The sequence below is a fragment of the Vibrio sp. KUL78 genome, assembly GCF_059725505.1.
In genome coordinates, this window is record NZ_AP045838.1 from 1,777,373 (window position 1) to 1,797,225 (window position 19,853).

Here is a 19,853-nt window from a genome sequence, read left to right on the forward strand (position 1 = left end):
TTCGAGAGAAATTTTATGAGCAATCGTATTCAACAGGGAAGCTTGAACATTGATAGCACCCTCTACAATTTGGTTAATGAGCAAATCATTCCCGGTACTGGTATTGAAGCCGACGCATTTTGGCAATCGTTCGAGTCGATCTTATCTGACCTAGCACCAAAAAATCGCGCGCTGCTCGTTAAGCGTGACGACCTACAACATCAAATCGATGTCTGGCATCAAGAGCGTACGGGACAGGCCATTGACCCGACTGAGTACAAAACTTTCTTACAGCAGATTGGTTACCTAGTCCCTGAAGTTGAAGATTTTGAAATCACCACAGAAAACGTAGAACCAGAAATTGCGACACAAGCAGGTCCACAGCTAGTGGTGCCTATCATGAATGCCCGTTTTGCACTTAACGCAGCAAATGCGCGTTGGGGCAGTTTATATGACGCGCTTTACGGTACGGATGTGATCGGCGAAGAAGACGGTGCGGAGCGTGGTGGCAGCTTTAACCCAGTACGTGGTGAAAAAGTGGTTGCTTATGCTCGTGAGTTTCTTGACTCAGCAGCACCACTTAACGGTGTATCACACCGAGAAGTCGCTCAGTACAGCATCAGCAATGTCAGTGTCGGTAACACGCTTACTGCCACCCTTACCAATGGCGAGGAAGTGACCTTGATGGATAGCACACAGTTTATCGGCTATCAGGGAGAGGCGAGTTCACCGTCATGCATTCTACTTAAACACAATAACCTTCATATCGAAATTCAAATCGATCCGAACACACCTATCGGTCGTGTAGATGCAGCGGGCATCAAAGATGTGGTTGTTGAAGCGGCGCTTACCACCATTATGGATTGTGAAGACTCGGTAGCAGCGGTAGATGGTGAAGATAAAGCGTTGGCCTATCGTAACTGGTTAGGTCTGATGAAGGGCGATCTGCAAGAGAGCCTAGAAAAGAATGGCAAAACCATTGTTCGCAGTCTGAATCCAGATCGTCAATATACCAGCGTGACCGGCGGAGAGATCCACCTTAAAGGCCGTAGTATGTTGTTTATTCGCAACGTCGGCCACTTAATGACGAACCCTGCGATCCTTGATAGTGCAGGATGTGAAGTGCCTGAGGGTATTATGGATGCCATGATCACCTCGCTGATAGCTATCCATGATCTTAAAGGTAATAGCCAGTACCAAAACTCGACATCTGGCAGCATCAATATCGTTAAACCAAAGATGCACGGCCCTGAGGAAGTGGCGTTTACCAACGAACTATTTACTCGTGTGGAAGATGCGCTGGGTTTGGAGCGAAACACCATCAAAGTTGGCATTATGGATGAGGAGCGCCGCACCTCGGTTAACCTCAAAGCGTGTATTCACGCTGCGAAAGAGCGTGTCGTGTTCATCAACACTGGTTTCTTGGATAGAACGGGTGATGAGATCCACACCAGCATGGAAGCGGGCGCATTTGCTCCTAAAGCGCAATTGAAAACCATGACTTGGATTGGCGCTTACGAAGATCAAAACGTGGATCTCGGTTTAGCGTGCGGCCTACAAGGCAAAGCGCAAATCGGTAAAGGCATGTGGCCTGAGCCAGATAATATGGCAAAAATGATGGATGCCAAGATTGGTCACCCACAGTCAGGCGCCAACACAGCATGGGTACCGTCACCGACCGCAGCGACATTGCATGCGCTTCACTACCATCAAGTGAGCGTACCAAGCCGTCAAAAAGAGCTTCGTGAGCGCGTGATGGCGAGTGTGGATGATATCTTAACGATTCCACTATTAGGCTCGCAAAAGCTGACAGCAAAACAAATTCAAAGCGAGTTAGACAACAACGCACAAGGCATTCTTGGCTATGTAGTACGCTGGATTGACCAAGGTGTTGGCTGTTCCAAAGTGCCAGATATCAATGATGTTGGTCTAATGGAAGATCGCGCTACGCTGCGTATCTCAAGCCAGCACATTGCCAACTGGTTACGTCATGGTATTTGCACTGAATCTCAAGTGATGAAAACCATGCAGCGTATGGCACAAGTTGTTGACCAACAAAACGCCGATGACCCAAATTACAACAATATGGCCCCCAATTTTGATAGCAGCATAGCGTTCTCTGCTGCGTGTCAGTTGGTGTTCGAAGGCTGCGCACAGCCCAATGGCTATACCGAGCCCGTATTGCACGCAATGCGACTCAAATTAAAATCACAACAACGATAAAACACTGTAATTACCAAGCCCAAGGTAACACCGCGCTTTCGAGCGCGGTTTTTTTTCGAGCTGCGGCTGATGAAGCGGGAACTTGACGATAATATTGATGGAGTACTAGCGAGTATTTTAACATTATCGGGGAGAAGCAAGCAGAGCCTAAGGTTATGTCGTGATTTTCTTAGAAAGTCTGCCTACTCACTAGATTGAAGGCTCCATACTGCAATAGTAAGGATGTATCATCAAAAGCTTGAGTTATTCGCCAGCTTTATCCATATAAACAACCTCATAACCTGTCAATGATTTGAATACTCGAACGTTAAACCCTACCTCTTCTAGGAAGTCATAGTTGTGACCTGCAATGGCAGGCCAAACTGCAAGTGCAGACAGTCGAGAGTTGCCCGTATTGATCAATCGGTGGGCGACAAAGCCGGGAATATGATGCACGCTACCGGGGAAGACTTTTTCAATGGACACTTCCCCTTGCTCTGTTTGCATGAGTAATAAACCTTCACCTTGCGAGCCAAAATAGAACTCCGCTTGCTCTTTGCGTTGGTGAATGTGCCCTCTGGTCATGTGGAATTCATTACCTACAGAACCGGGCTCAATATGTGAGACACCAAAGTTTAGTTCTCCTTCTGCATGCTGGGCAGGTAGCATTTCCACTTGGTAGATAATTTGGTCCTGTGCACTTGCGGCACGTTGGGTTTCGTCAGCAAATACACCTTCAAGTGCGCCAAGTGTCGTTTCTTTGCAGACGACGTTTTCTGCATCAATCTGACCAGTTAAGTAATTGATGCTAGGAGGAATAGATAAATGCATGTTAATCCTTATTGGCGATTCTGAGTAATTCAGAAAAGGCTAGAAATAGATGATAAAAACTGCTTGCTGGTGAGTGTTCATTTAATGGCTCACCCCTACTATCTACTTGATCAACCCACAACCCCGGTAGTGCTGGATTCAAGTAATAAACGAAGATGTGTTCCATCGCCTGACTGAGCGCGGCTCGGCGGGCTTCACTAGGATCACGCTCCCAAAGCGCAATACAGGCTTTCAAGTACTCTGTTTGGCACCAAAGACGTGACGTTGAGCGCAGTGGCGTTCCGTTGGCGTATATCTCATCTCTAACAAGGCCATTATCGTTGTGTCCACATTGCTGTGCAAAGTGGTACAACACGTCGATGGTCTTTTGGACGTCAATGCCAGTGAGTTTTTGATAATGGCTAAGTAACCAGATCCACTCGTAATGATGACCAGGATCGATGTGTATGCCTATTTCCGGATCAAGAGAGAAATCGGCCTGAAAGAACTCTGCTAAATGGTCACTTTGCATAAATTGAGTTTGGAATAACTGATAGATTTGTGTTGCTCGCTCTAGCCAAATGGGGTTGTCGGTATGTTCGTAGCTGACCATTAACGCTTCGAACAAATGCATGTGAGGGTTTTGCCCTTTGCTGACATTATTGCCTTCAGTCAGAAAAAAACCACCTTGTTCTGTGTCCCAAAGATGCGCTGCGATGTGTTGGTAAATGGCTTCCATGGAATGTAGAGAATGTTCATCAGTAGCCAGTTTGTAATGCCAAGCAAACCCAAGAAGCGCGAAGGCTTGTTCGTATAGGTGAATCGCCTTACTTTTATTGTCGTTACTTGCGCACAGCGAAAAACGATAACCGGATGATGGTGAGCCAAAGTGTGTAAATCCTTGTTCAATGGCAGCCAAAACTTGATTGCGACCGTCGATTAGGTTGAGCTCAGTGGCGTGAGCGAAGACGTAAACCTGACGTGGTTGCACGCGAAATCTAATTAAATCGTCACTAAACTCTTGTCCGTCGGAAAGTAAGCCTTCGGCAAAAATCCCGTTTTGATTGGATTGTGCTTTTTGCCACCGAGGTAATGCGTGTTGAGTGAGCCAGTGTTGGCATCGAGCGATTTGAAAGGTTAGGGAGTCCATAGCTTGCTCCATAAAGTAAGGCACTCATTGAGTGCCCTAAGTATTGAACTATTAGAAGAGACCGATGGCGACACCGATGAAGGAGATAACTACGAGCGAAAGCATCGCTTTTACTGGGCTAAGACCTTTTTTCGCCATTGCAAACCAAGTACCCAATACGACCACTAATGGCAGTAGTTTAGGGAAGATACCGTCGAGCATCATTTGCACGTTGATGTCGACGCCGTCTTTGGTTGCGAACTCAAGGCCTGTGCCTAGGTTGACGTAACTGGCTGCAACACCGCCCATGACAAAGACACCTAACAGTGACAACGCCTCACGAATCTTTGTTGAACGGTGGCTGACAAGCATTTCAACGGAGCCTGCACCCATTTTGTAGCCTTTCATAAACAGCTGGTAAGAGCCGATGATAGCGATGGCGTTGAATGCCACGATGTAGAAGATAGGGCCTAACATGCTGCCGCCTGCGGCTAGTGCCATACCAATACTAAGTAAGATAGGGACTAACATACCCGGAATCATGGAATCGCCAATACCAGCGACGGGGCCCATCAAACCGACTTTGAGTGTATTGATGGTTTCGCCATCAATAGGTTCGCCATTGGCTTTCTTCTCTTCCATACCCACAGCCATCCCGTTGATGATAGCGCCCAGCTGTGGCTCGGTGTTGTAGAAGGATGCATGACGTTTCATCGCTTCTTGTCGGTCTTCTTGATTCGGGTAGAGCTTTTTCAAAGCAGGCATCATACCGAGACAGAAGCCAAATGATTCCAAGCGTTCAAAACTCATCGATGATAGGTTGTACATCATCCATGCACGCCAGCATTTCGTTAGATCTTTTTTGTCGAGTGTGACTTTGGCTTCGATCTCAGTACCAATTTTGTCGTGTTGTGCAGTCATTAGAATTCATCCTCGTCATCATCAGCCTGTTGAACTGGTGCAGCGTTAGCTGTTTGTGGTTCGGGTTTGTAGTTGTAATGAAGTAGAGCGAATAGTGCGCCAATCATGACCAAACCCACCATGTTGAGGTTTAGGAATACGATGCCAACGAAACCGACTAAGAAATAAATCAGCATCGTTGACTCTTTGATAATCTGCTTTAACAGAATAGCGATACCAACAGCAGGTAAGATGCCACCTAGAACCGTCATGGTGTCGATCACCATTTCCGGTAGGCTTGCCATAAATCCTTCGATGTATTGGTTACCGAAGTAAACGGCAATAAAGGTCGGAACAAAGCGCATCAGGAAGTTGGTGACCTGCGGATAAATGGCGGAGTTCATATACACGCCTTTCTCATCACCGGCTTCAATGGCTAAATCTGCTTTATGGTTCCAGTAGGAGTTAATGACCATCATAAAGTTGAAAATGATGGTGCCAGCGATACCGATAGTCGCAGCAATAGCAACAGCGACTTCTACGCCCTGTCCAGACATGATGCCGAGCGCGACAGCAGGGTAGGCGACGAAGTTTAGGTCGGCTGGCATGGAGCCGCCAGGTGTTACCATTGCGATGTAAACGGCTTGTACCGCCACGCCAACCATGATGCCAGTTTGAATATCACCTAAGATGATACCCACCAACATACCGGATACGAGTGGCCGAGTGATAGTGTACCAACCACCGGTTAGTCCAAGTAACCAGGGGGTGGAAAGGGCACCGAGATAGCAGAGTATCCCGATAAATACTGCTTCTATAAACATAATGTCATCCTTTAGCTCACGTATTGGTCACCCCACTTTTGAAGCGAAAATCGTATCAAAAGTGGAGTTTGTTTTGTTGTTATTTCAGTTTTTGTAGTGCATCTTGCCAGGTGTAGGAACTGGCATCAGGAACCAATCTGAAGTCGATGTGATGACCGTCTTCTGAGAGGTAGTTAAATGCAGAGATTTCTTCTTGGTTGACGCATTGGTTGCCGCCAATTGTCGTTGTGCCTTCTCTAGCGCTCATTGGGCCAACGTTGATTTTGTTATTGAGATTTTCAAGGCTAATACCCGCTTCGCGAATGCGGCGCAGCGTGACTGGAGATTTCGCGATGACGAAATACTTCTTGTCGCTGGCGATCACCTTCGGTAGCTTGCTGACGGCGGTCGCAGTGTCAAATAGCCAAACTTTAACGTCGGTTACAGCACCTTTCATGACTTGTGATAGCAATGGGTCAGCTGCAACAGCATCGTCAATGGCTACGATGCCATCACAAGGAAGTTCTTTCGCCCAACGAGTCATTAACTGTCCATGAATAACGCGGTCGTCGATACGCACAAATGAAATAGCCATAGTGTTTCTCCTTAAAAATCGTCTTCTTGTGCCAGCTCTACTGGCTTGGCAACGACAACCGTTTTTAGCGCTTCTTGCTGCAAGGTCGTTGCAACGTATGAAGCGTCCATCTCTTCAACAAAGTCTGCCGTCATTAAAAGTGTTGGGAAATTCACCCCTGTAACAACTTCAACCTTTGGATTGAAATCTGGGTTGAATGCGTAAGTGCAAGCAACGTTGTAAGGCGTGCCGCATTCCAAATCGCATAGCACGACAATGCCGTCGACATTGGGCGCTATTGCAGTGATTTCACGATGGAAATCTCGTTTAAATTGCTCGATGCCTCCCTCTTCGGTGAGGCAGATCGCAGTCGTGTTACTGAGTTCGCCAAATACCATGTTGGCACTACTAATAAGTGCAGTGGCTAATGGACCGTGACTGGCTACGATAAAATGGAGCATGATTAACCTCTTACGAACGCTTTAATAGTGGCAATTTCTTGTCCTTCGCTTTCGCCATATGGTTGGATGACATAAGCGTCTACGTGAGCTGGGATAACGAAGGTTTCGGCATAATGAACAACAAATGGCTCAAATTTATTGTCTGGACTCAAGATAATTGCCTCTTTACCTTCCACTAAGTTCAGAACATTGACGGTCCCCTCAGTTTTATGAAGAACGGGTTTGCTGAACCAGTGGCGTCTGGTCTCGATAAACTCACGCTCATGCAGGCCCGTTTTCTCTTCTTTCCAGCCTTCGCCTTCTGCGATTGGTGTGATGGCGTTAACTAAATGCTCCTGACACCATTCCGTGTTGCGTTCCCATTGAATGACTTCTTTACCGTGATCTAAGTGCACTGGTCGTGGTAGACCATCAAGCCCTAGACGATCCCAATCCCACAGTTTGAACGTAAAAATATAGGGGGTCGCACTGATTTCAAGCACCATTGAATCGGATCCCGAGCAGTGAATAGTGCCGGCAGGGATCAAGAAATGGTCATGCTTTTTCGCTGGGAATTGATTGATGAAGCGCTCATCATCGAATGACTTTTCGCCGCGCTGCGCTGCATACAAATCATCCATCATTTCATCTGGGTTGATGCCAGACTTAGTGCCAAGGTACACACTGGCTTTTTCTCCAGCGTCTAACATGTAATAGCTCTCGTCTTGGGTATAGTGCATCCCAAACTCGTTCTGAATGTATTCGGTCAGAGGGTGTACCTGCAGACTTAGATGCTGGCCTTGCATGGTATCGAGGAAGTCGAATCGAATTGGGAACTCGGCGCCAAAGCGAGCATGGACACTGTCGCCTAATAGAGCGCGCGGTTGGGTTAATACCAAGTCTTGCGATGGAATTTCGACAACAACGTCGCCGTACTTAAGCAGTAGGCTGTTTTCTTCAGGAACGCAGTCAAAACACCATGCATAGTTGGGCTTGTCTTGGTCGAGGTCGCAGACTTCTTTCATCCATTGACCGCCCCAGACTCCAGGGTCAAAGAAAGGTACCAGTCTAAATGGTTGAGTTGTCGCTTGCTGTAAGCCTGCGTTGAACGCCGCGCCCGAGACCATTTTAGGGTCAAAAGCGGTGTTGGTGTCTAAGAGAAAATCAACATCTGACAACAGCTTGGTTTTATAGCGATCGAAGACACGCCATTCAATAAAGAATGAACGCTTGTATTTACGTAGGACGTCTTCGCTGTAGTTTTCTGCGCCCCAGTTGCCAAGCTCGCCACGGCGGAAGCGTTGCTGAATTTCCCAACGAGCTAAATCAGCGTAAACAAAGGTATCGCCATCGGCGACCAGTCGAGCGCCATGGCCAATAACAACGATCAAACCAGAGCTCGCATCGCGAACGGTTTGTTTTAATCCTTCTAGCTTCTCGCTATCAAAAAACTCGTCCAGCTTGTGTGGTGCAATGACGCCAAATACTCGGTCATCTGTAATGTTGCGTTCTAGCATGGCGAAGATGTGTTCTTCGGAGTATTTCGCATCGTCCATTGACACCACAAGAGCGGGGGAGAGCGGTGCGACAAGCTGGTCGAGGATTTCATTGTGATTGACACCATGATAGGTGTCGATCACCAAAATATGTTTATCTTGGCCCTGAATGCGTTGTTCAATTGTGTCAACGATACTGTCCCAACCGCGAACGGCAGCTTGGTCAAAGCCCTTCACTTCTACCTTTGGAAACTTGTCATAATTGGATTGACCAGATAGGTACTTCATACATCACCTTGAGTTAATCATTTGACTACAGTCTAATCACTCAGTTAATCAACTAACAAACTGGTTAACACGTTTAACCACTCATTTAGCAGTCGTTAACCAATAATTAGCAGGGCAATTTTGTAGTTAATCACATAATCATGACGATAAATGGCTATCGATTAGGTTAATCGATTAACCGTGTTTTAATCAGAAAAGAAAGTCGCTATAACTGGTGCTAATTTCATTTACTGGAGCTCAACATGGCCAAAGCAACCATTGCGGACGTAGCTAAGCATTGCGGTGTTTCCACCGCGACTGTGTCCATGGTATTGACTAACAAAGGGCGAATCTCTGCGGCCACGCGTGAGCGGGTATTAGAGGCGGTTAAGGAGCTTGGTTATGTTTACAATCAAGCGGCGGCAAACTTGCGTCATAAACGCAGTAATCTAGTTGGGCTCGTCACACCTGATATTACCAACCCCTTTTTCTCTGAAATGATCGCGGGGCTTAGCCATTATCTTGAAGAGCAGGATTCGCTATTGTTTCTCGCTAATGCTGAAGAGAGCGTTGAGCGTCAAAGCAAGTTCATCGATTCGTTGTTGAGTCAGAACGCTGGTGGTGTAGTTATGTGCCCTGCGATGGAAACAAATTTGGACTTTTTGGAGACAGTACAAAGTCGTGGTTTTCCGATCGTGTTGGCTGTTCGACCTATTGGAGAAGACCAATTTGATTTTGTCGGCACTAATAATTTTATGGGCCTGCAGTTGGCAACCGAGCACCTTATCAAAAAAGGCCACAAGCATATTGCGTTCGTTGGTGGACTGGAGATCTCTAAGACGCGCTCCCATCGTCTTGGGGGGTATATGTCGAAGTTGATGGAACATGGGATCCCGTTCAATGAACGATACATTCGAAGCTGCTCAGCGAGCCGTTCCGAGGGCGCTAAGGTAACAAGGGAATTACTGGATCAGCACCCTGAAATTACCGCTATTATTGGCTACCAAGATATCGTTGCTTTTGGTGTCATGCGGGCCATTAAAGATCTCGGTAAAACCGTAGGCAAAGACATTGCGGTTGTGGGTTTTGATGATGTGGCAGAATCCGCGGATACCAATCCAGCGCTGACTTCCATTTCTGTTTCAGCGCGAGAAATTGGCCGAGCGGCGGGAGAGATTATTTTGTCTCGTATGGAGGGCGACAAACAGCCGTACAAAAGCGTGGTGTTCCCACCCAAACTTGTGGTGAGAAGTTCATGTGGTTGATTTCGAATTTGCGACAGAATTAGTTTTTAGTTGCGCGTGAGGATTTGGCTCACAGTATCTCCGCTTACTCACTTTTGACGGTTGCTATTGAGCGGCCAAGCACCGATACCATTTTTTGGGTAAAAAAACGCCAAGACAATAGGTCTTGGCGTCAAAAAAGATAGTAATAGTAAACTCGGGAGGGCTGAGTCTCCCAACACAAAAATCTTAAGGATCGTTGGCTACACATGTAGGGCAACGAAAGTGATCTTATATTCACACCGCTGATAACAACATTAGACTAAAGGGGTAAAGCGAACGTCATAGATGAAATCTGATTTTGCACTTTTATTAAGCAACTGCATTTGAATTTGCGAGCATCTTTGCTACCACGCATTTCAATGTTCCGTAGTCGTAGCGTTGTTCGAAGTGTTCATAGAGAGGCTTGAGGGCTCCGTCCTCAATAGTGTTCAAATCGATGATTTTTTGATTAATGCCGTCTATTTCTTCGCCAGATAAAGCAACGACATTTGATAGTTCACAAACATTCAGTTCAATCGCACTCGCTAAGTGGGTTTGGACCGTGGTTGTTTTTAGCCCACGAGCATTAGCGATATCTTGAACGGTAAGGCCTTGGTTCAATAGTGATAGCGATTCTAACTCAGTCTCAGAGAGAGTTCTCTCTGCCAATGATTTCGGTTCAATCACTGCAATGAATGCTTCACCATATTTTTCAATCTTTGCTTCACCCAATCCCGGTATGGTTGCCAGTTGGTCCAAGTGGGTAGGACGCTCGGTGGCGAGTGCTTCTAGCGTGACGTCTTGACAGATTACGTAAGCTGGAACCGATTGTTGTTTGGCAAGCTCAGATCGAACTTCACGAAGTCGCTCGAATTGAGGCATATCCGAGGTCAATAGTGAGCCCTTGCTTCTCTTTTTAGCGCCTTTAGTTGTTGACTGCTTCGAAACACGAATCTTTCTTAGTTCAATTGGGTGCTGCCCTTTAAGATAAGGCCGGCAAGTCTCAGTAAGTTGCAGGCTGCCATGTTCGCCGTGCGCTTCAAGCAAGTTCATCGCCAGCAATTGCCTGAATACACCTTGCCATTCTTTGGCGGATAACTCAGTGCCAATACCAAATGTCGATAGGGTATGGTGTTGGTTTTGCGTGATGCGCGCGTCAGTTTTACCTAGCAGTATGTTCACCAAATAACTCACGCCAAATCGTTGTCCCGTTCGATAGACAGTGGATAGGGCTTTTTGTGTTGCTTGTAAGCCATCCCAAGTTTCTGGAGGGTTGAGACAGTTGTCGCAATTGCCGCAAGGCTCTGCAAGCGTCTCTCCAAAATAAGCGAGTAGAGATTGGCGTCTGCAGGTGGCGAGGTCGCAGTAGCCTAAGAGGCGGTTGAGTTTCTGAAGTGATACACGCTTATATTGTTCGGCGGCATCTGAGTTTTGAACCATTTGTCTTTGCAGCACCATGTCTTGCATACCAAAGGTCATCCATGCGTTGGCTGGCATTCCATCACGCCCTGCACGGCCCGTTTCTTGATAATACGCCTCAATGCTTTTAGGTAAACTGAGATGCGCGACAAATCGAACGTCAGGTTTATCTATACCCATACCAAACGCGATAGTGGCAACTACAATGATGCCATCCTCGCTCAAAAAGCGGCGCTGGTGGCTAGCTCTTTGCTCACTTGATAGGCCAGCATGGTAGGGTAGCGCGACTTTACCCATATCAGTAAGCCATTGAGCGGTTTCTTCGACCTTTTTACGAGATAGACAATAGACAATCCCTGCATCATCGGGATGGTGAGTGCTAATAAAGCTCCAAAGCTCTTTTTTTGCGTTACCTGAATCGGACACATGATACTGAATATTTGGTCTGTCGAAGCTATGAACATAAACGTCAGCTTGCTCAAGTGCTAGCTGCGCGATGATCTCTTCTCGAGTCTTAAGATCAGCTGTTGCCGTCAGCGCAATTCTTGGTACGGATGGAAATCGTTGCTTAAGAACGCTGAGCTTTTGATACTCCGGGCGAAAATCATGACCCCATTGGCTCACACAGTGCGCTTCATCAATCGCAAAAAGAGATAAATTGGACTGCTCGAGTAAGCGCAGCGTTCGCTCCAATAAAAGACGCTCTGGAGCCACATACAAGATTTGTACTTCACCGGTGAGTACCTGTTGCTCGACCACTTGCTGATCATAAGAGCTGAGTGTTGAATTTAAGTACGCGGCGTTTACGCCAACTTGATGCAGGGCTTCAACTTGATCTTGCATTAAAGCAATAAGCGGAGACACCACCACACCAACACCCTGACGAAGGATTGCTGGGATCTGGTAACAAATTGACTTACCACCACCTGTTGGCATCAAGGTTAATACATCTTTGCCAGCTATAAGAGAATCGATGATGTCGGATTGCTGGTGTCGAAAATCATCATAGCCAAATAAGGACTTGAGCAGTTCGTTAGGGGTCATAAGTAAATTGAAGTCGGTATCAGGTCGAGAATGAACCATGAGTCTGTCAGGAGGTGCTTTGCTTTTCAAGAGGGTGGTTGAGGTTTGTGCTTGTACTCGCAGTGGAAACGCTTATCTGTGCAAACGGAGTTGTACGACTTGCGAGAGAGGGGTTAGAACAAAAGGGGAAGTCGGGCTTAGCTTGGCATATAAGCCCGACTTATACGGAGCTTTGGATAATTTTGCATTTTCCATCGCCTTTGTTACCACAGTAAAACCAGGTAACAATTTTTTAGACACAAGGCAGTGAAAAAGTTCCACTGCCTTACTCTAAACGTGTACACATCATCAAAAGACTAGTTGATGTGAGAGAGAACAGGGCTTATAGGCCTTTGATGTTCTCAACTTCAAGTTCGTTGAAGTAACGAACCGTTTTAACTTTAAGCTCTTGTTGAGCTGCATCGTCAGCAACAATGATTGCTTTAGGGTGCATTTGTAGCGCTGTTACTGTCCACATATGGTTTACGCAGCCTTCTACGGCCATTTGCAGAGCTTGAGCTTTGTTGTGACCCATAGTAAGGATCATCACTTCTTCAGCGTCTAGAAGAGTTGCAACACCAATAGTCAGGGCATACTTAGGCACTTGGTTGATGTCGTTGTCGAAGAAGCGAGAGTTTGCAATGCGAGTCTCAGTCGTCAGCGTTTTGATACGGGTACGAGAGTTTAGAGATGAACCTGGCTCGTTGAATGCGATGTGACCGTCGATACCAATACCACCCATGAACAGGTTGATTTTGCCGTATGAACGGATTTTTTCTTCGTAAGCTGCACAATGAGCATCGATATCATCTGCTAAACCATCAAGAAGGTTGATGTTCACTTCTTGCACATCAACGTGGTTGAAGAAGTTATCGTACATGAAAGAGCGGTATGATTCTGGGTGCTCAGGGTCAATACCAACGTACTCGTCCATGTTGAACGTAACAACGTGCTTAAAGCTAACTTCACCAGCCTTGTGCATTTCAATCAGCGCTTTGTACGTTGATAGGGGTGTTCCACCAGTAGGCAGACCCAACACAAATGGTTTTTCCGCTGTTGGTTGGAAAGCATTGATACGCTCAACGATATGGCGTGCAGCCCACTTACCTACTTGTTCTGCGTTCTGTAATGGAATAAGTCTCATGTTGATCCCCTAATAAAAGAATTTAGTTTGTTCTGAAACATTAATTCGCATTATAAAAAAAGTTTTTCGACACGGCTATTACTTTTCTGTGAATTTTGCGATTTTTCTTGATCACGATCGCCTTTTAGTGGATTTGCTGCGGAAATGTAAACGAAATAGACTTCTTTAATCGTCAAAATTTTGAAGGTGAATAAAGTGACTTTGTTGATAGAAGCTAGAGAGGACAAGGGCAGGAGAGGTGCTGCCCTTGTAGTATGACTTAGATTGCTTGCCCATTCGCTGTGACTGCGACATCAACATTGCCGCGAAGCGCATTTGAGTATGGGCATACTTGGTGAGCAACACGGACGAGTTCAACTGCTGCGCTGTCTTCTAGATCAAGAGTCACATCCAGTGCTACATCCAATACGAACCCACCTTCTTGATTGGGCTTCAGAGCTACCGTCGCTTTTGTAGGAGCCTGTTTCACGGTAATTTTTTGTTGTTGAGCAACGTGCAAGATCGCATTAGAAAAACACGCTGAATATCCAGCTGCGAATAATTGTTCTGGGTTAGTTGCAGCGCCAGTCCCGCCCAGCTCTTTTGGATAAGAGAGAGCAAGATCAAGTAGACCATCGTCGGTAGAAACCTGACCGTTACGACCCGCAAGAGCGGTGGCAGAAGTAGTATAGAGTGCTGACATGATGTATTCCTTTCTCAAACTTTTAGTTGTGTAAAATTAGGTTGTGCGCAAACTATATTGTCAAAACGAACGGATTGCAAGTATATTGTGCACAACTTAATTGAAAAGATGACTGGTTATGGATCTAGAAAGCCCTGAAGCACTCGATTTGGATAAGCAAGTCTGTTTTGCTCTTTACAGTGCGAGTAATGCGCTGACACGTGCCTACCGCCCAATTCTGGAACGAGTTGATCTTACTTATCTACAATATATGACGATGCTCGTGCTTTGGAAAAAAGCACCGATGAACGTTAAAGACATTGGCGCAGAGTTGAAGTTAGACTCTGGTACGCTAACCCCTTTGCTAAAACGTTTGGAGCAAAAAGGGTTGGTGGAAAGAAAACGTAGCGAAACCGACGAACGCGCTCGAATGATCTTTGTTACCGAAGAGGGCAACGCGGTTCGTGAAAAAGCGATGTCGATTCCTGGAGCCATAGCATGCAAGGCGAAACTATCAGAGGAAGAAGCCACAATGCTAAAGCGTATTTGTGAGCGCTTGACCAATAATTTAATGGATTAAAAAATGGATATCGAAGGACTTACACGGGTTGGGTTTAAGCATCTGCTAGCACTCCACGTGATGTTGGATACATGCAATGTAACTAAAGCAGCCGAACAGTTATCTGTGACTCCCTCAAGTGTGAGTAAAACTATTACTCAGCTTCGTGAAATTCTAGATGATGAGCTATTTTTCCGCGATGGTACGTCATTAACCCCGACACCTTATGCCGTAGAGATAGCGCCGCTTATCCATTCGATGCTGGCCAGCATGAATGGATTACTTAACCAAGCTCGCTTTGAGCCTAGTGCGTTTGAGGGGCGTTTTAGTTTATCAATGCGCGAAAGTACGTTCGAACTATTCGCACACTCGCTCGCGAAACTCTCTACCAATTACATCCCGAAAGCCAAGCTCAACATTATGACCAAGGCAAAGTTTGGCTTTGGTGCCCTGCACAGTGGTCAGGTCGATTTCATTATATTGCCGCATGATGTTAGCCAGCCACCAACCAATACCAAGGAGTTGGTTTGGGAGGTTGTACTGCAGGATGAGCTCGTTTGTCTAATGTCTCCGGAACACCCTTTGGCTGATGTAGAACTGACCGTCGAGCATTACCTTAATAGTCAGCATATCGGTATTGCGGAATCTGAGCTGAGTCGCCCTTATTTTGAGCAGACACTAAGACAGCAACATGGCACACGTGAAGTGAAAATAGTCGTGCCTGATTTTGGTGCCGCGGCGGTAATGTGCCATCAGTCAGAATTGCTTTTTACTTGCTCTAAGCATTGGGCAGATGTTGCTCGTCAAGCGAAAGGACTGACCGTTAAAACGTTACCTTTTGAGTATGGTAAAGTCGCGTATAGCGTTGTTTGGAACCGAGCAAGTATTAATGACCCTGCGGTTCAATGGCTCTGTACATACCTTCGTGAGCTTGAGGTTTCTCCATAGTGGTTGCATATGGGACTAAGTTCTTGTAGCCTGAAATTTCATCACAAAGGATTTTCAATGCACTTTTCACACTCCTACCTCTGGCTCTCTCTTATTATGCCTCTAGCTCGGTAGGATTATTTGCGCCTGGCTACGAGTTGATTGTAGCCACCTCATACATTCATTCTCGTCGCCACTATTAAAAGGGAACAAGAATGAATCAAGCGACATCAGTAGAACCAAAATCCAACAGACAGAAGCAAGTGCAAGGGCTTATCTATGCTCTGATCGGAACGGCGCTTTTTTCGATTAAACCTATTTTCGTCAAGGTTGCTTATCAATATGGTGGTGATGCAACGGCGATCATGTCGCTTCGTGCATTAAGCTCCCTCCCATTTTATGCCCTGATTCTTCTTATGTTGTGCAAAAAGCCGGAACGTCGAACTCAGGTTACGCAGTTTGGTTGGCAAGCGGCTTTGGTAGGAGTGATGGGATACTATGTGGCGAGCTATCTTGATATTGCGGCGCTTGAGTACATAAGCGCTCAGCTAGAGCGTCTATTGATTTTTCTTTTCCCAAGCATTGTTGTGATATTAAGCTGGATGTTTCTAGGGCAGAAGCCAACTGGGAATGTGCTGCGCGCCGTCGGCCTTGGCTATTTGGGTATCGCGGCAATACTGTTTCATGATGTTCAATCTCTGGGTGAGGAAATTTGGAAAGGAAGTGCCTTGGCGGTGGGCTCAGCGTTTGTCTTTGCAGTCTACTTGATGCTGAGCAAAAGTATTATCAGCAAGATGGGTAGTGACCTGTTCACGAGTATTGGAATGGGAAGCGCTGGCATTGCGATTATTACCCACTTGTCCCTTTCTTCGGCTGAGATGAGTCAATGGTCTTTTGAGCTTATTGTACTGGGCGTATTGCTAGGCGTTTTTTGTACCGTTCTTCCTTCTTATTTTGTCGCTGCTGCAATGGCGAGGTTGTCGCCAACAGAATTGAGTATTACGTCAAATATCGGACCTGGTGTGACCGCAGTCATGGCAGTAGCGATACTCTCAGAAGCCTTTACTTTGTACCATTTCATTGGGCTGTGTCTGGTGACTTTTTCTGTGTACAGCATGAAAAAATCGTCATAGCGCCTTCTGAAGATGCCGCTTTTCTGCGGCATTTTTCACTCATCATTTAGCGCCAAGCACTACCAAACTGGATATAGGTCGTCCATTCTTCCGGACCTTTAGCAACATCAACACCGACACGAAGCCCTAACTGCCTCGCGATAAGATAACGGAAACCGCCGCCCCGGGTGTAATGTACCTGACTTTTGGCAATGCTCTCGTCATGATTAAAGGCGGTGCCCGCACCAACAAAACCAAGTACTGTCCATCGGTCATCAATGTCGTAGCTGAGTTCGACTTCGCCAAGGGCAGTATTCTCGGCACGATAACGCATCGCCGCGATGCCTCTCATTTCAATAAAAGGTGTCGCGTAGACCGATGCTCTTGGATCGACGTTCTCAGAGATAGACTTGAAATCAGCACGCAAACCTAGCCCCCACTTATCGGATAAGCGAGAGTAGTTCTGCATGTAGGCGTTATACTTCTGGTAGTTAAACTGACCACCAAATGCTTTGTTGTGATAGTCCACTTTTATACCTGCTTTCGTGCCTTCGCGCGGTGAGAACTGGTTGTTGCGACTGTCGTACATAAAACGCCAACCCAGTTTTCCATCTTTCGGCGCCCAATCTGCGTGACTAAAGCCATCAAGTGTTGGTTTTGATGACATATAGCTGTATGAACCACCAACAAAAAAGTTGGAATCACCGAGTCTTACGTCTAATTCTTGAAAGAAGTATAAGCCCTCTAAACTCAGGTCCATTGGCGCTGATTCTGTCACAGGATAGAACTTGAGATTGAATTTGGCACCGAATAGGCCGCCGAGATAGCGAATGCGATCATTCATCCAGTTTCCTGAATGGAAGCCACCGTATAAATGACTGCCGTTATTGGTGCCTAACGCCATTAAACCAGATGTGCTTGCAGGAATATCTTTAACTTCCTCCCCAGCTAATCGCTTCTGCTTGCGCTCTTCAGATTCGTGGAAAAATAACAATGCCGCGCCGCCACCAACACCAACAGCTGGGTCAGTAACCGTCAATGGAACAGGGAGAAAACCAACGGCGTTGTCGAGAATGAACTGACTACCGTCGAGCCGCCCATCTTGTGGATCGATGAAATTATCCATCATGCCTGCATGAGAAAAGGAGCCGCCGACTAAAGCACTGGTTATTAGAGATAGCCGTATCGATCTATTATTTAAGTTCATAGTTTAATGCGTCGCTTAAGGTGTGTTTATAGGTGCTCCATGCAATTTGTCCAATTATATCGGCATTTTAACGACGTTAATGTCATTTTTCGAGCGGCTAACTGTACTTGTTTTGAAAGTAGCGGCTTCATCCAATTGCCTATCGAATAGGTTCTATTTGATTATTAGGTTTTTTGCTCTAGTGGGGGCGAGAGTTTTTTGACAGCCGTGCTCAATTAAAACGCAATTTCTATGATGAATAGTGGTTAGTTTTATACACTAGAGAAGGGCTAACGTTTTGTTCGATAGATTTGCGAACAAAACAGTATTTTATTGGGATTAAATGCGGTAATGTCCGCACACTCTATTATGGTTGTGTGTTAGCTATGGTTCGCAGATTTCAAGATTTGTCAGAAACGTCGAAAGGTGTCGTTGCTTCTATAATTGCCTCCTGTTTATTTGGTCTATTGCCGTTGTATGTTCAATTTCAACCCGATGTCGGAACCTTCCGTTCAGGCGGCGGTGCTGGTAATTGGATTGCGGCACAGCGAATCATCTGGAGCGTTTTGATTGTGATCGTGTTCTTAACTGTGAGTGGGCGCATTCAGCGCTTGTGGTCAGAGTTGAGAAAAACGCGCCGATGGCATCGATATCTGTTTTCTGCTTTGCTTGTCGGTCCCCAATATTGGATTTTCGTTTGGGCGCCGTTGTATGGCGAGACGCTGTCTGTTGCTCTGGGTTATTTTACGCTTCCCTTGGTACTCGTGGTGGTTGGCAAATTTGTTTACGGTGACAAGTTGTCTCCGCTTCAACTGATCGCGTGTTTAGTTGCTGCCATTGGGGTTATCTACGCTTATGTGATGGCAGAGGGACTGTCTTGGATTGTTTTGCTGATTGCTCTTGGCTATCCAATCTATTTCATTCACCGCAAGACTCTTAATGTGCCGAGTGATGTGGGTTTCGCTTTGGACAACACGTTTTTATTGCCAATCGCGTTTGGTGCTCTGTTTTATCTGCTTCCTTTAGAACAAATTCAGCAAATAGAGCTAACCAGTTGGGTATATTATCTCGGATTAGCTATTGCAGGCTCTGTACCTATGCTGCTGTTCCTCTATGCATCTCAAGCGCTACCTATGTCAATCTTTGGGTTGCTTGGTTATGTTGAACCAGTATTGGTGTTTGGAGTTGGGTTACTGCTTGGTGAGCGAGTTGACGCCGCGGACATGCCTACCTATATAATGGTCATGATCGCTCTGTTAATCTTGGCTTTAGATGGCGTTAAAAGAGCAAAATCACACGGTGCTGTATGAAGCTAATCGTCAATCATCATTCTACTAATAGGAGTCAGCAATGTTAGAAGCGGTATGGTCGGAATATCAAAACGGGCTGCGTCGTTTCTTGCGTAGCAAGATCGCAAACGAAGCCGATGTTGATGATGTGCTTCAAGAGGTGTTGATTAAAACCTATAAGAACATAGACAAGCTCGAGAGTCCCGAGAGCGTCAAGTCTTGGCTGTTCCAAATCGCCAACCGAAGTGTGATAGACCATTACCGCAAAGATAACGCGACGGAGGATGTCGATTTAGACACATTTTGGACGGAGGAAGAGGAGGAACAAGTGAGTCGTGAGCTCGCTGAATGTCTGCTCCCAATGATGGAATCGCTTCCAGAGAGCGCCACTGCCTTAATTAAGTCGATTGATATAGACGGTCGCTCTCAGAAAGAGGTCGCTGAAGAGCTTGGTATAAGCTATTCAACACTTAAATCAAGAGTCCAACAAAGTCGCCACGAGCTACGCGGCGTCTACGAGAAGTGTTGTCAGTTCTCGTTCGATACACAGGGTAACGTGATGGACTATGACCCCAATTCGAAGAAGTGCAATAACTGCTAGTCAGCTACTGGTGTGATATCATGAACAG

At 46.2% G+C, this 19,853-nt stretch carries 18 protein-coding genes; 7 read left to right on the forward strand and 11 right to left on the reverse strand.

What is annotated here, in order from left to right; translation table 11 throughout:
* The first annotated feature begins 15 nt into the window (after positions 1-15).
* Positions 16-2,202: a malate synthase G gene (locus AC6I8Y_RS24300; protein WP_498022068.1), complete on the forward strand. Its 2,187-nt coding sequence runs from the start codon at positions 16-18 to the stop codon at positions 2,200-2,202.
* 243 nt (positions 2,203-2,445) lie between these two features.
* On the opposite strand, the gene AC6I8Y_RS24305 is transcribed toward AC6I8Y_RS24300, so the two are convergent.
* The 7 genes from AC6I8Y_RS24305 to AC6I8Y_RS24335 form a co-directional block, all read right to left on the reverse strand.
* On the reverse strand, positions 2,446-3,012 hold the full coding sequence (locus AC6I8Y_RS24305) for a glucose-6-phosphate isomerase family protein (RefSeq protein WP_498022069.1): 567 nt from the start codon (positions 3,010-3,012) through the stop codon (positions 2,446-2,448).
* A 1-nt stretch (position 3,013) separates the two neighbouring features.
* Positions 3,014-4,141: an AGE family epimerase/isomerase gene (locus tag AC6I8Y_RS24310; protein WP_498022071.1), complete on the reverse strand. Its 1,128-nt coding sequence runs from the start codon at positions 4,139-4,141 to the stop codon at positions 3,014-3,016.
* A 51-nt stretch (positions 4,142-4,192) separates the two neighbouring features.
* Positions 4,193-5,041, reverse strand: a complete 849-nt coding sequence (locus tag AC6I8Y_RS24315; RefSeq protein WP_498022072.1) for a PTS system mannose/fructose/sorbose family transporter subunit IID — start codon at positions 5,039-5,041, stop codon at positions 4,193-4,195.
* The gene (locus AC6I8Y_RS24320; protein ID WP_498022074.1) at positions 5,041-5,844 is read right to left on the reverse strand and encodes a PTS mannose/fructose/sorbose/N-acetylgalactosamine transporter subunit IIC; all 804 of its coding nucleotides are present in this window, start codon (positions 5,842-5,844) and stop codon (positions 5,041-5,043) included. The genes AC6I8Y_RS24315 and AC6I8Y_RS24320 overlap by 1 nt, the downstream gene beginning before the upstream one ends.
* 79 nt (positions 5,845-5,923) lie before the next feature.
* Entirely contained in the window at positions 5,924-6,418 is a 495-nt protein-coding gene (locus AC6I8Y_RS24325; protein ID WP_006069164.1) for a PTS sugar transporter subunit IIB, read from the reverse strand.
* A gap of 11 nt (positions 6,419-6,429) precedes the next feature.
* Positions 6,430-6,858: a PTS sugar transporter subunit IIA gene (locus AC6I8Y_RS24330; RefSeq protein ID WP_006069163.1), complete on the reverse strand. Its 429-nt coding sequence runs from the start codon at positions 6,856-6,858 to the stop codon at positions 6,430-6,432.
* A gap of 2 nt (positions 6,859-6,860) precedes the next feature.
* Positions 6,861-8,621 carry a class I mannose-6-phosphate isomerase gene (locus AC6I8Y_RS24335; RefSeq protein ID WP_498022077.1) on the reverse strand — a complete coding sequence of 587 codons (1,761 nt, stop codon included), beginning with the start codon at positions 8,619-8,621 and terminating at the stop codon, positions 6,861-6,863.
* Positions 8,622-8,863: 242 nt separating this feature from the next.
* Between AC6I8Y_RS24335 and AC6I8Y_RS24340 the strand changes: the two genes are divergently transcribed.
* The gene (locus AC6I8Y_RS24340) at positions 8,864-9,865 is read left to right on the forward strand and encodes a LacI family DNA-binding transcriptional regulator (protein ID WP_498022079.1); all 1,002 of its coding nucleotides are present in this window, start codon (positions 8,864-8,866) and stop codon (positions 9,863-9,865) included.
* A 330-nt stretch (positions 9,866-10,195) separates the two neighbouring features.
* Here AC6I8Y_RS24340 and recQ read toward each other — a convergent pair whose 3' ends face one another.
* From recQ to ohr, 3 genes are all read right to left on the reverse strand, one after another.
* A complete protein-coding gene (gene recQ, locus AC6I8Y_RS24345) occupies positions 10,196-12,367 on the reverse strand; it encodes a DNA helicase RecQ (RefSeq protein WP_498022081.1) in 2,172 nt (723 codons plus the stop codon).
* A gap of 322 nt (positions 12,368-12,689) precedes the next feature.
* The gene (gene nagB / locus AC6I8Y_RS24350) at positions 12,690-13,490 is read right to left on the reverse strand and encodes a glucosamine-6-phosphate deaminase (RefSeq protein ID WP_498022083.1); all 801 of its coding nucleotides are present in this window, start codon (positions 13,488-13,490) and stop codon (positions 12,690-12,692) included.
* Between the two features lie 259 nt (positions 13,491-13,749).
* Entirely contained in the window at positions 13,750-14,172 is a 423-nt protein-coding gene (ohr, locus tag AC6I8Y_RS24355) for an organic hydroperoxide reductase Ohr (RefSeq protein WP_498022085.1), read from the reverse strand.
* Positions 14,173-14,290: 118 nt separating this feature from the next.
* Between ohr and ohrR the strand changes: the two genes are divergently transcribed.
* The 3 genes from ohrR (at position 14,291) to AC6I8Y_RS24370 (ending at position 16,770) form a co-directional block, all read left to right on the forward strand.
* Complete coding sequence (gene ohrR / locus AC6I8Y_RS24360) at positions 14,291-14,731, forward strand: transcriptional regulator OhrR (RefSeq protein ID WP_252016370.1); 441 nt, start codon at positions 14,291-14,293, stop codon at positions 14,729-14,731.
* A gap of 3 nt (positions 14,732-14,734) precedes the next feature.
* Positions 14,735-15,658 carry a LysR family transcriptional regulator gene (locus tag AC6I8Y_RS24365; protein ID WP_252016372.1) on the forward strand — a complete coding sequence of 308 codons (924 nt, stop codon included), beginning with the start codon at positions 14,735-14,737 and terminating at the stop codon, positions 15,656-15,658.
* A gap of 194 nt (positions 15,659-15,852) precedes the next feature.
* Positions 15,853-16,770, forward strand: a complete 918-nt coding sequence (locus AC6I8Y_RS24370; protein WP_394150066.1) for a DMT family transporter — start codon at positions 15,853-15,855, stop codon at positions 16,768-16,770.
* Between the two features lie 46 nt (positions 16,771-16,816).
* On the opposite strand, the gene AC6I8Y_RS24375 is transcribed toward AC6I8Y_RS24370, so the two are convergent.
* The gene (locus AC6I8Y_RS24375; protein ID WP_498022087.1) at positions 16,817-17,956 is read right to left on the reverse strand and encodes a BamA/TamA family outer membrane protein; all 1,140 of its coding nucleotides are present in this window, start codon (positions 17,954-17,956) and stop codon (positions 16,817-16,819) included.
* Positions 17,957-18,321: 365 nt separating this feature from the next.
* On the opposite strand from AC6I8Y_RS24375, the gene rarD reads away from it, so the two are divergent.
* The gene (rarD, locus tag AC6I8Y_RS24380; RefSeq protein ID WP_498022089.1) at positions 18,322-19,245 is read left to right on the forward strand and encodes an EamA family transporter RarD; all 924 of its coding nucleotides are present in this window, start codon (positions 18,322-18,324) and stop codon (positions 19,243-19,245) included.
* A 40-nt stretch (positions 19,246-19,285) separates the two neighbouring features.
* Positions 19,286-19,825, forward strand: coding sequence for an RNA polymerase sigma factor SigZ (gene sigZ / locus AC6I8Y_RS24385; protein ID WP_498022091.1), 540 nt, complete (start codon positions 19,286-19,288; stop codon positions 19,823-19,825).
* The last annotated feature ends 28 nt before the right edge of the window (positions 19,826-19,853 follow it).

Bases quoted from the DNA above. Each gene is read 5' to 3' on its own strand.
- AC6I8Y_RS24300 (WP_498022068.1), top strand. From the start codon at position 16: ATGAGCAATCGTATTCAACAGGGAAGCTTGAACATTGATAGCACCCTC.
- AC6I8Y_RS24305 (WP_498022069.1), bottom strand. From the start codon at position 3,012: ATGCATTTATCTATTCCTCCTAGCATCAATTACTTAACTGGTCAGATT.
- AC6I8Y_RS24310 (WP_498022071.1), bottom strand. From the start codon at position 4,141: ATGGACTCCCTAACCTTTCAAATCGCTCGATGCCAACACTGGCTCACT.
- AC6I8Y_RS24315 (WP_498022072.1), bottom strand. From the start codon at position 5,041: ATGACTGCACAACACGACAAAATTGGTACTGAGATCGAAGCCAAAGTC.
- AC6I8Y_RS24320 (WP_498022074.1), bottom strand. From the start codon at position 5,844: ATGTTTATAGAAGCAGTATTTATCGGGATACTCTGCTATCTCGGTGCC.
- AC6I8Y_RS24325 (WP_006069164.1), bottom strand. From the start codon at position 6,418: ATGGCTATTTCATTTGTGCGTATCGACGACCGCGTTATTCATGGACAG.
- AC6I8Y_RS24330 (WP_006069163.1), bottom strand. From the start codon at position 6,858: ATGCTCCATTTTATCGTAGCCAGTCACGGTCCATTAGCCACTGCACTT.
- AC6I8Y_RS24335 (WP_498022077.1), bottom strand. From the start codon at position 8,621: ATGAAGTACCTATCTGGTCAATCCAATTATGACAAGTTTCCAAAGGTA.
- AC6I8Y_RS24340 (WP_498022079.1), top strand. From the start codon at position 8,864: ATGGCCAAAGCAACCATTGCGGACGTAGCTAAGCATTGCGGTGTTTCC.
- recQ (WP_498022081.1), bottom strand. From the start codon at position 12,367: ATGGTTCATTCTCGACCTGATACCGACTTCAATTTACTTATGACCCCT.
- nagB (WP_498022083.1), bottom strand. From the start codon at position 13,490: ATGAGACTTATTCCATTACAGAACGCAGAACAAGTAGGTAAGTGGGCT.
- ohr (WP_498022085.1), bottom strand. From the start codon at position 14,172: ATGTCAGCACTCTATACTACTTCTGCCACCGCTCTTGCGGGTCGTAAC.
- ohrR (WP_252016370.1), top strand. From the start codon at position 14,291: ATGGATCTAGAAAGCCCTGAAGCACTCGATTTGGATAAGCAAGTCTGT.
- AC6I8Y_RS24365 (WP_252016372.1), top strand. From the start codon at position 14,735: ATGGATATCGAAGGACTTACACGGGTTGGGTTTAAGCATCTGCTAGCA.
- AC6I8Y_RS24370 (WP_394150066.1), top strand. From the start codon at position 15,853: ATGAATCAAGCGACATCAGTAGAACCAAAATCCAACAGACAGAAGCAA.
- AC6I8Y_RS24375 (WP_498022087.1), bottom strand. From the start codon at position 17,956: ATGAACTTAAATAATAGATCGATACGGCTATCTCTAATAACCAGTGCT.
- rarD (WP_498022089.1), top strand. From the start codon at position 18,322: ATGGTTCGCAGATTTCAAGATTTGTCAGAAACGTCGAAAGGTGTCGTT.
- sigZ (WP_498022091.1), top strand. From the start codon at position 19,286: ATGTTAGAAGCGGTATGGTCGGAATATCAAAACGGGCTGCGTCGTTTC.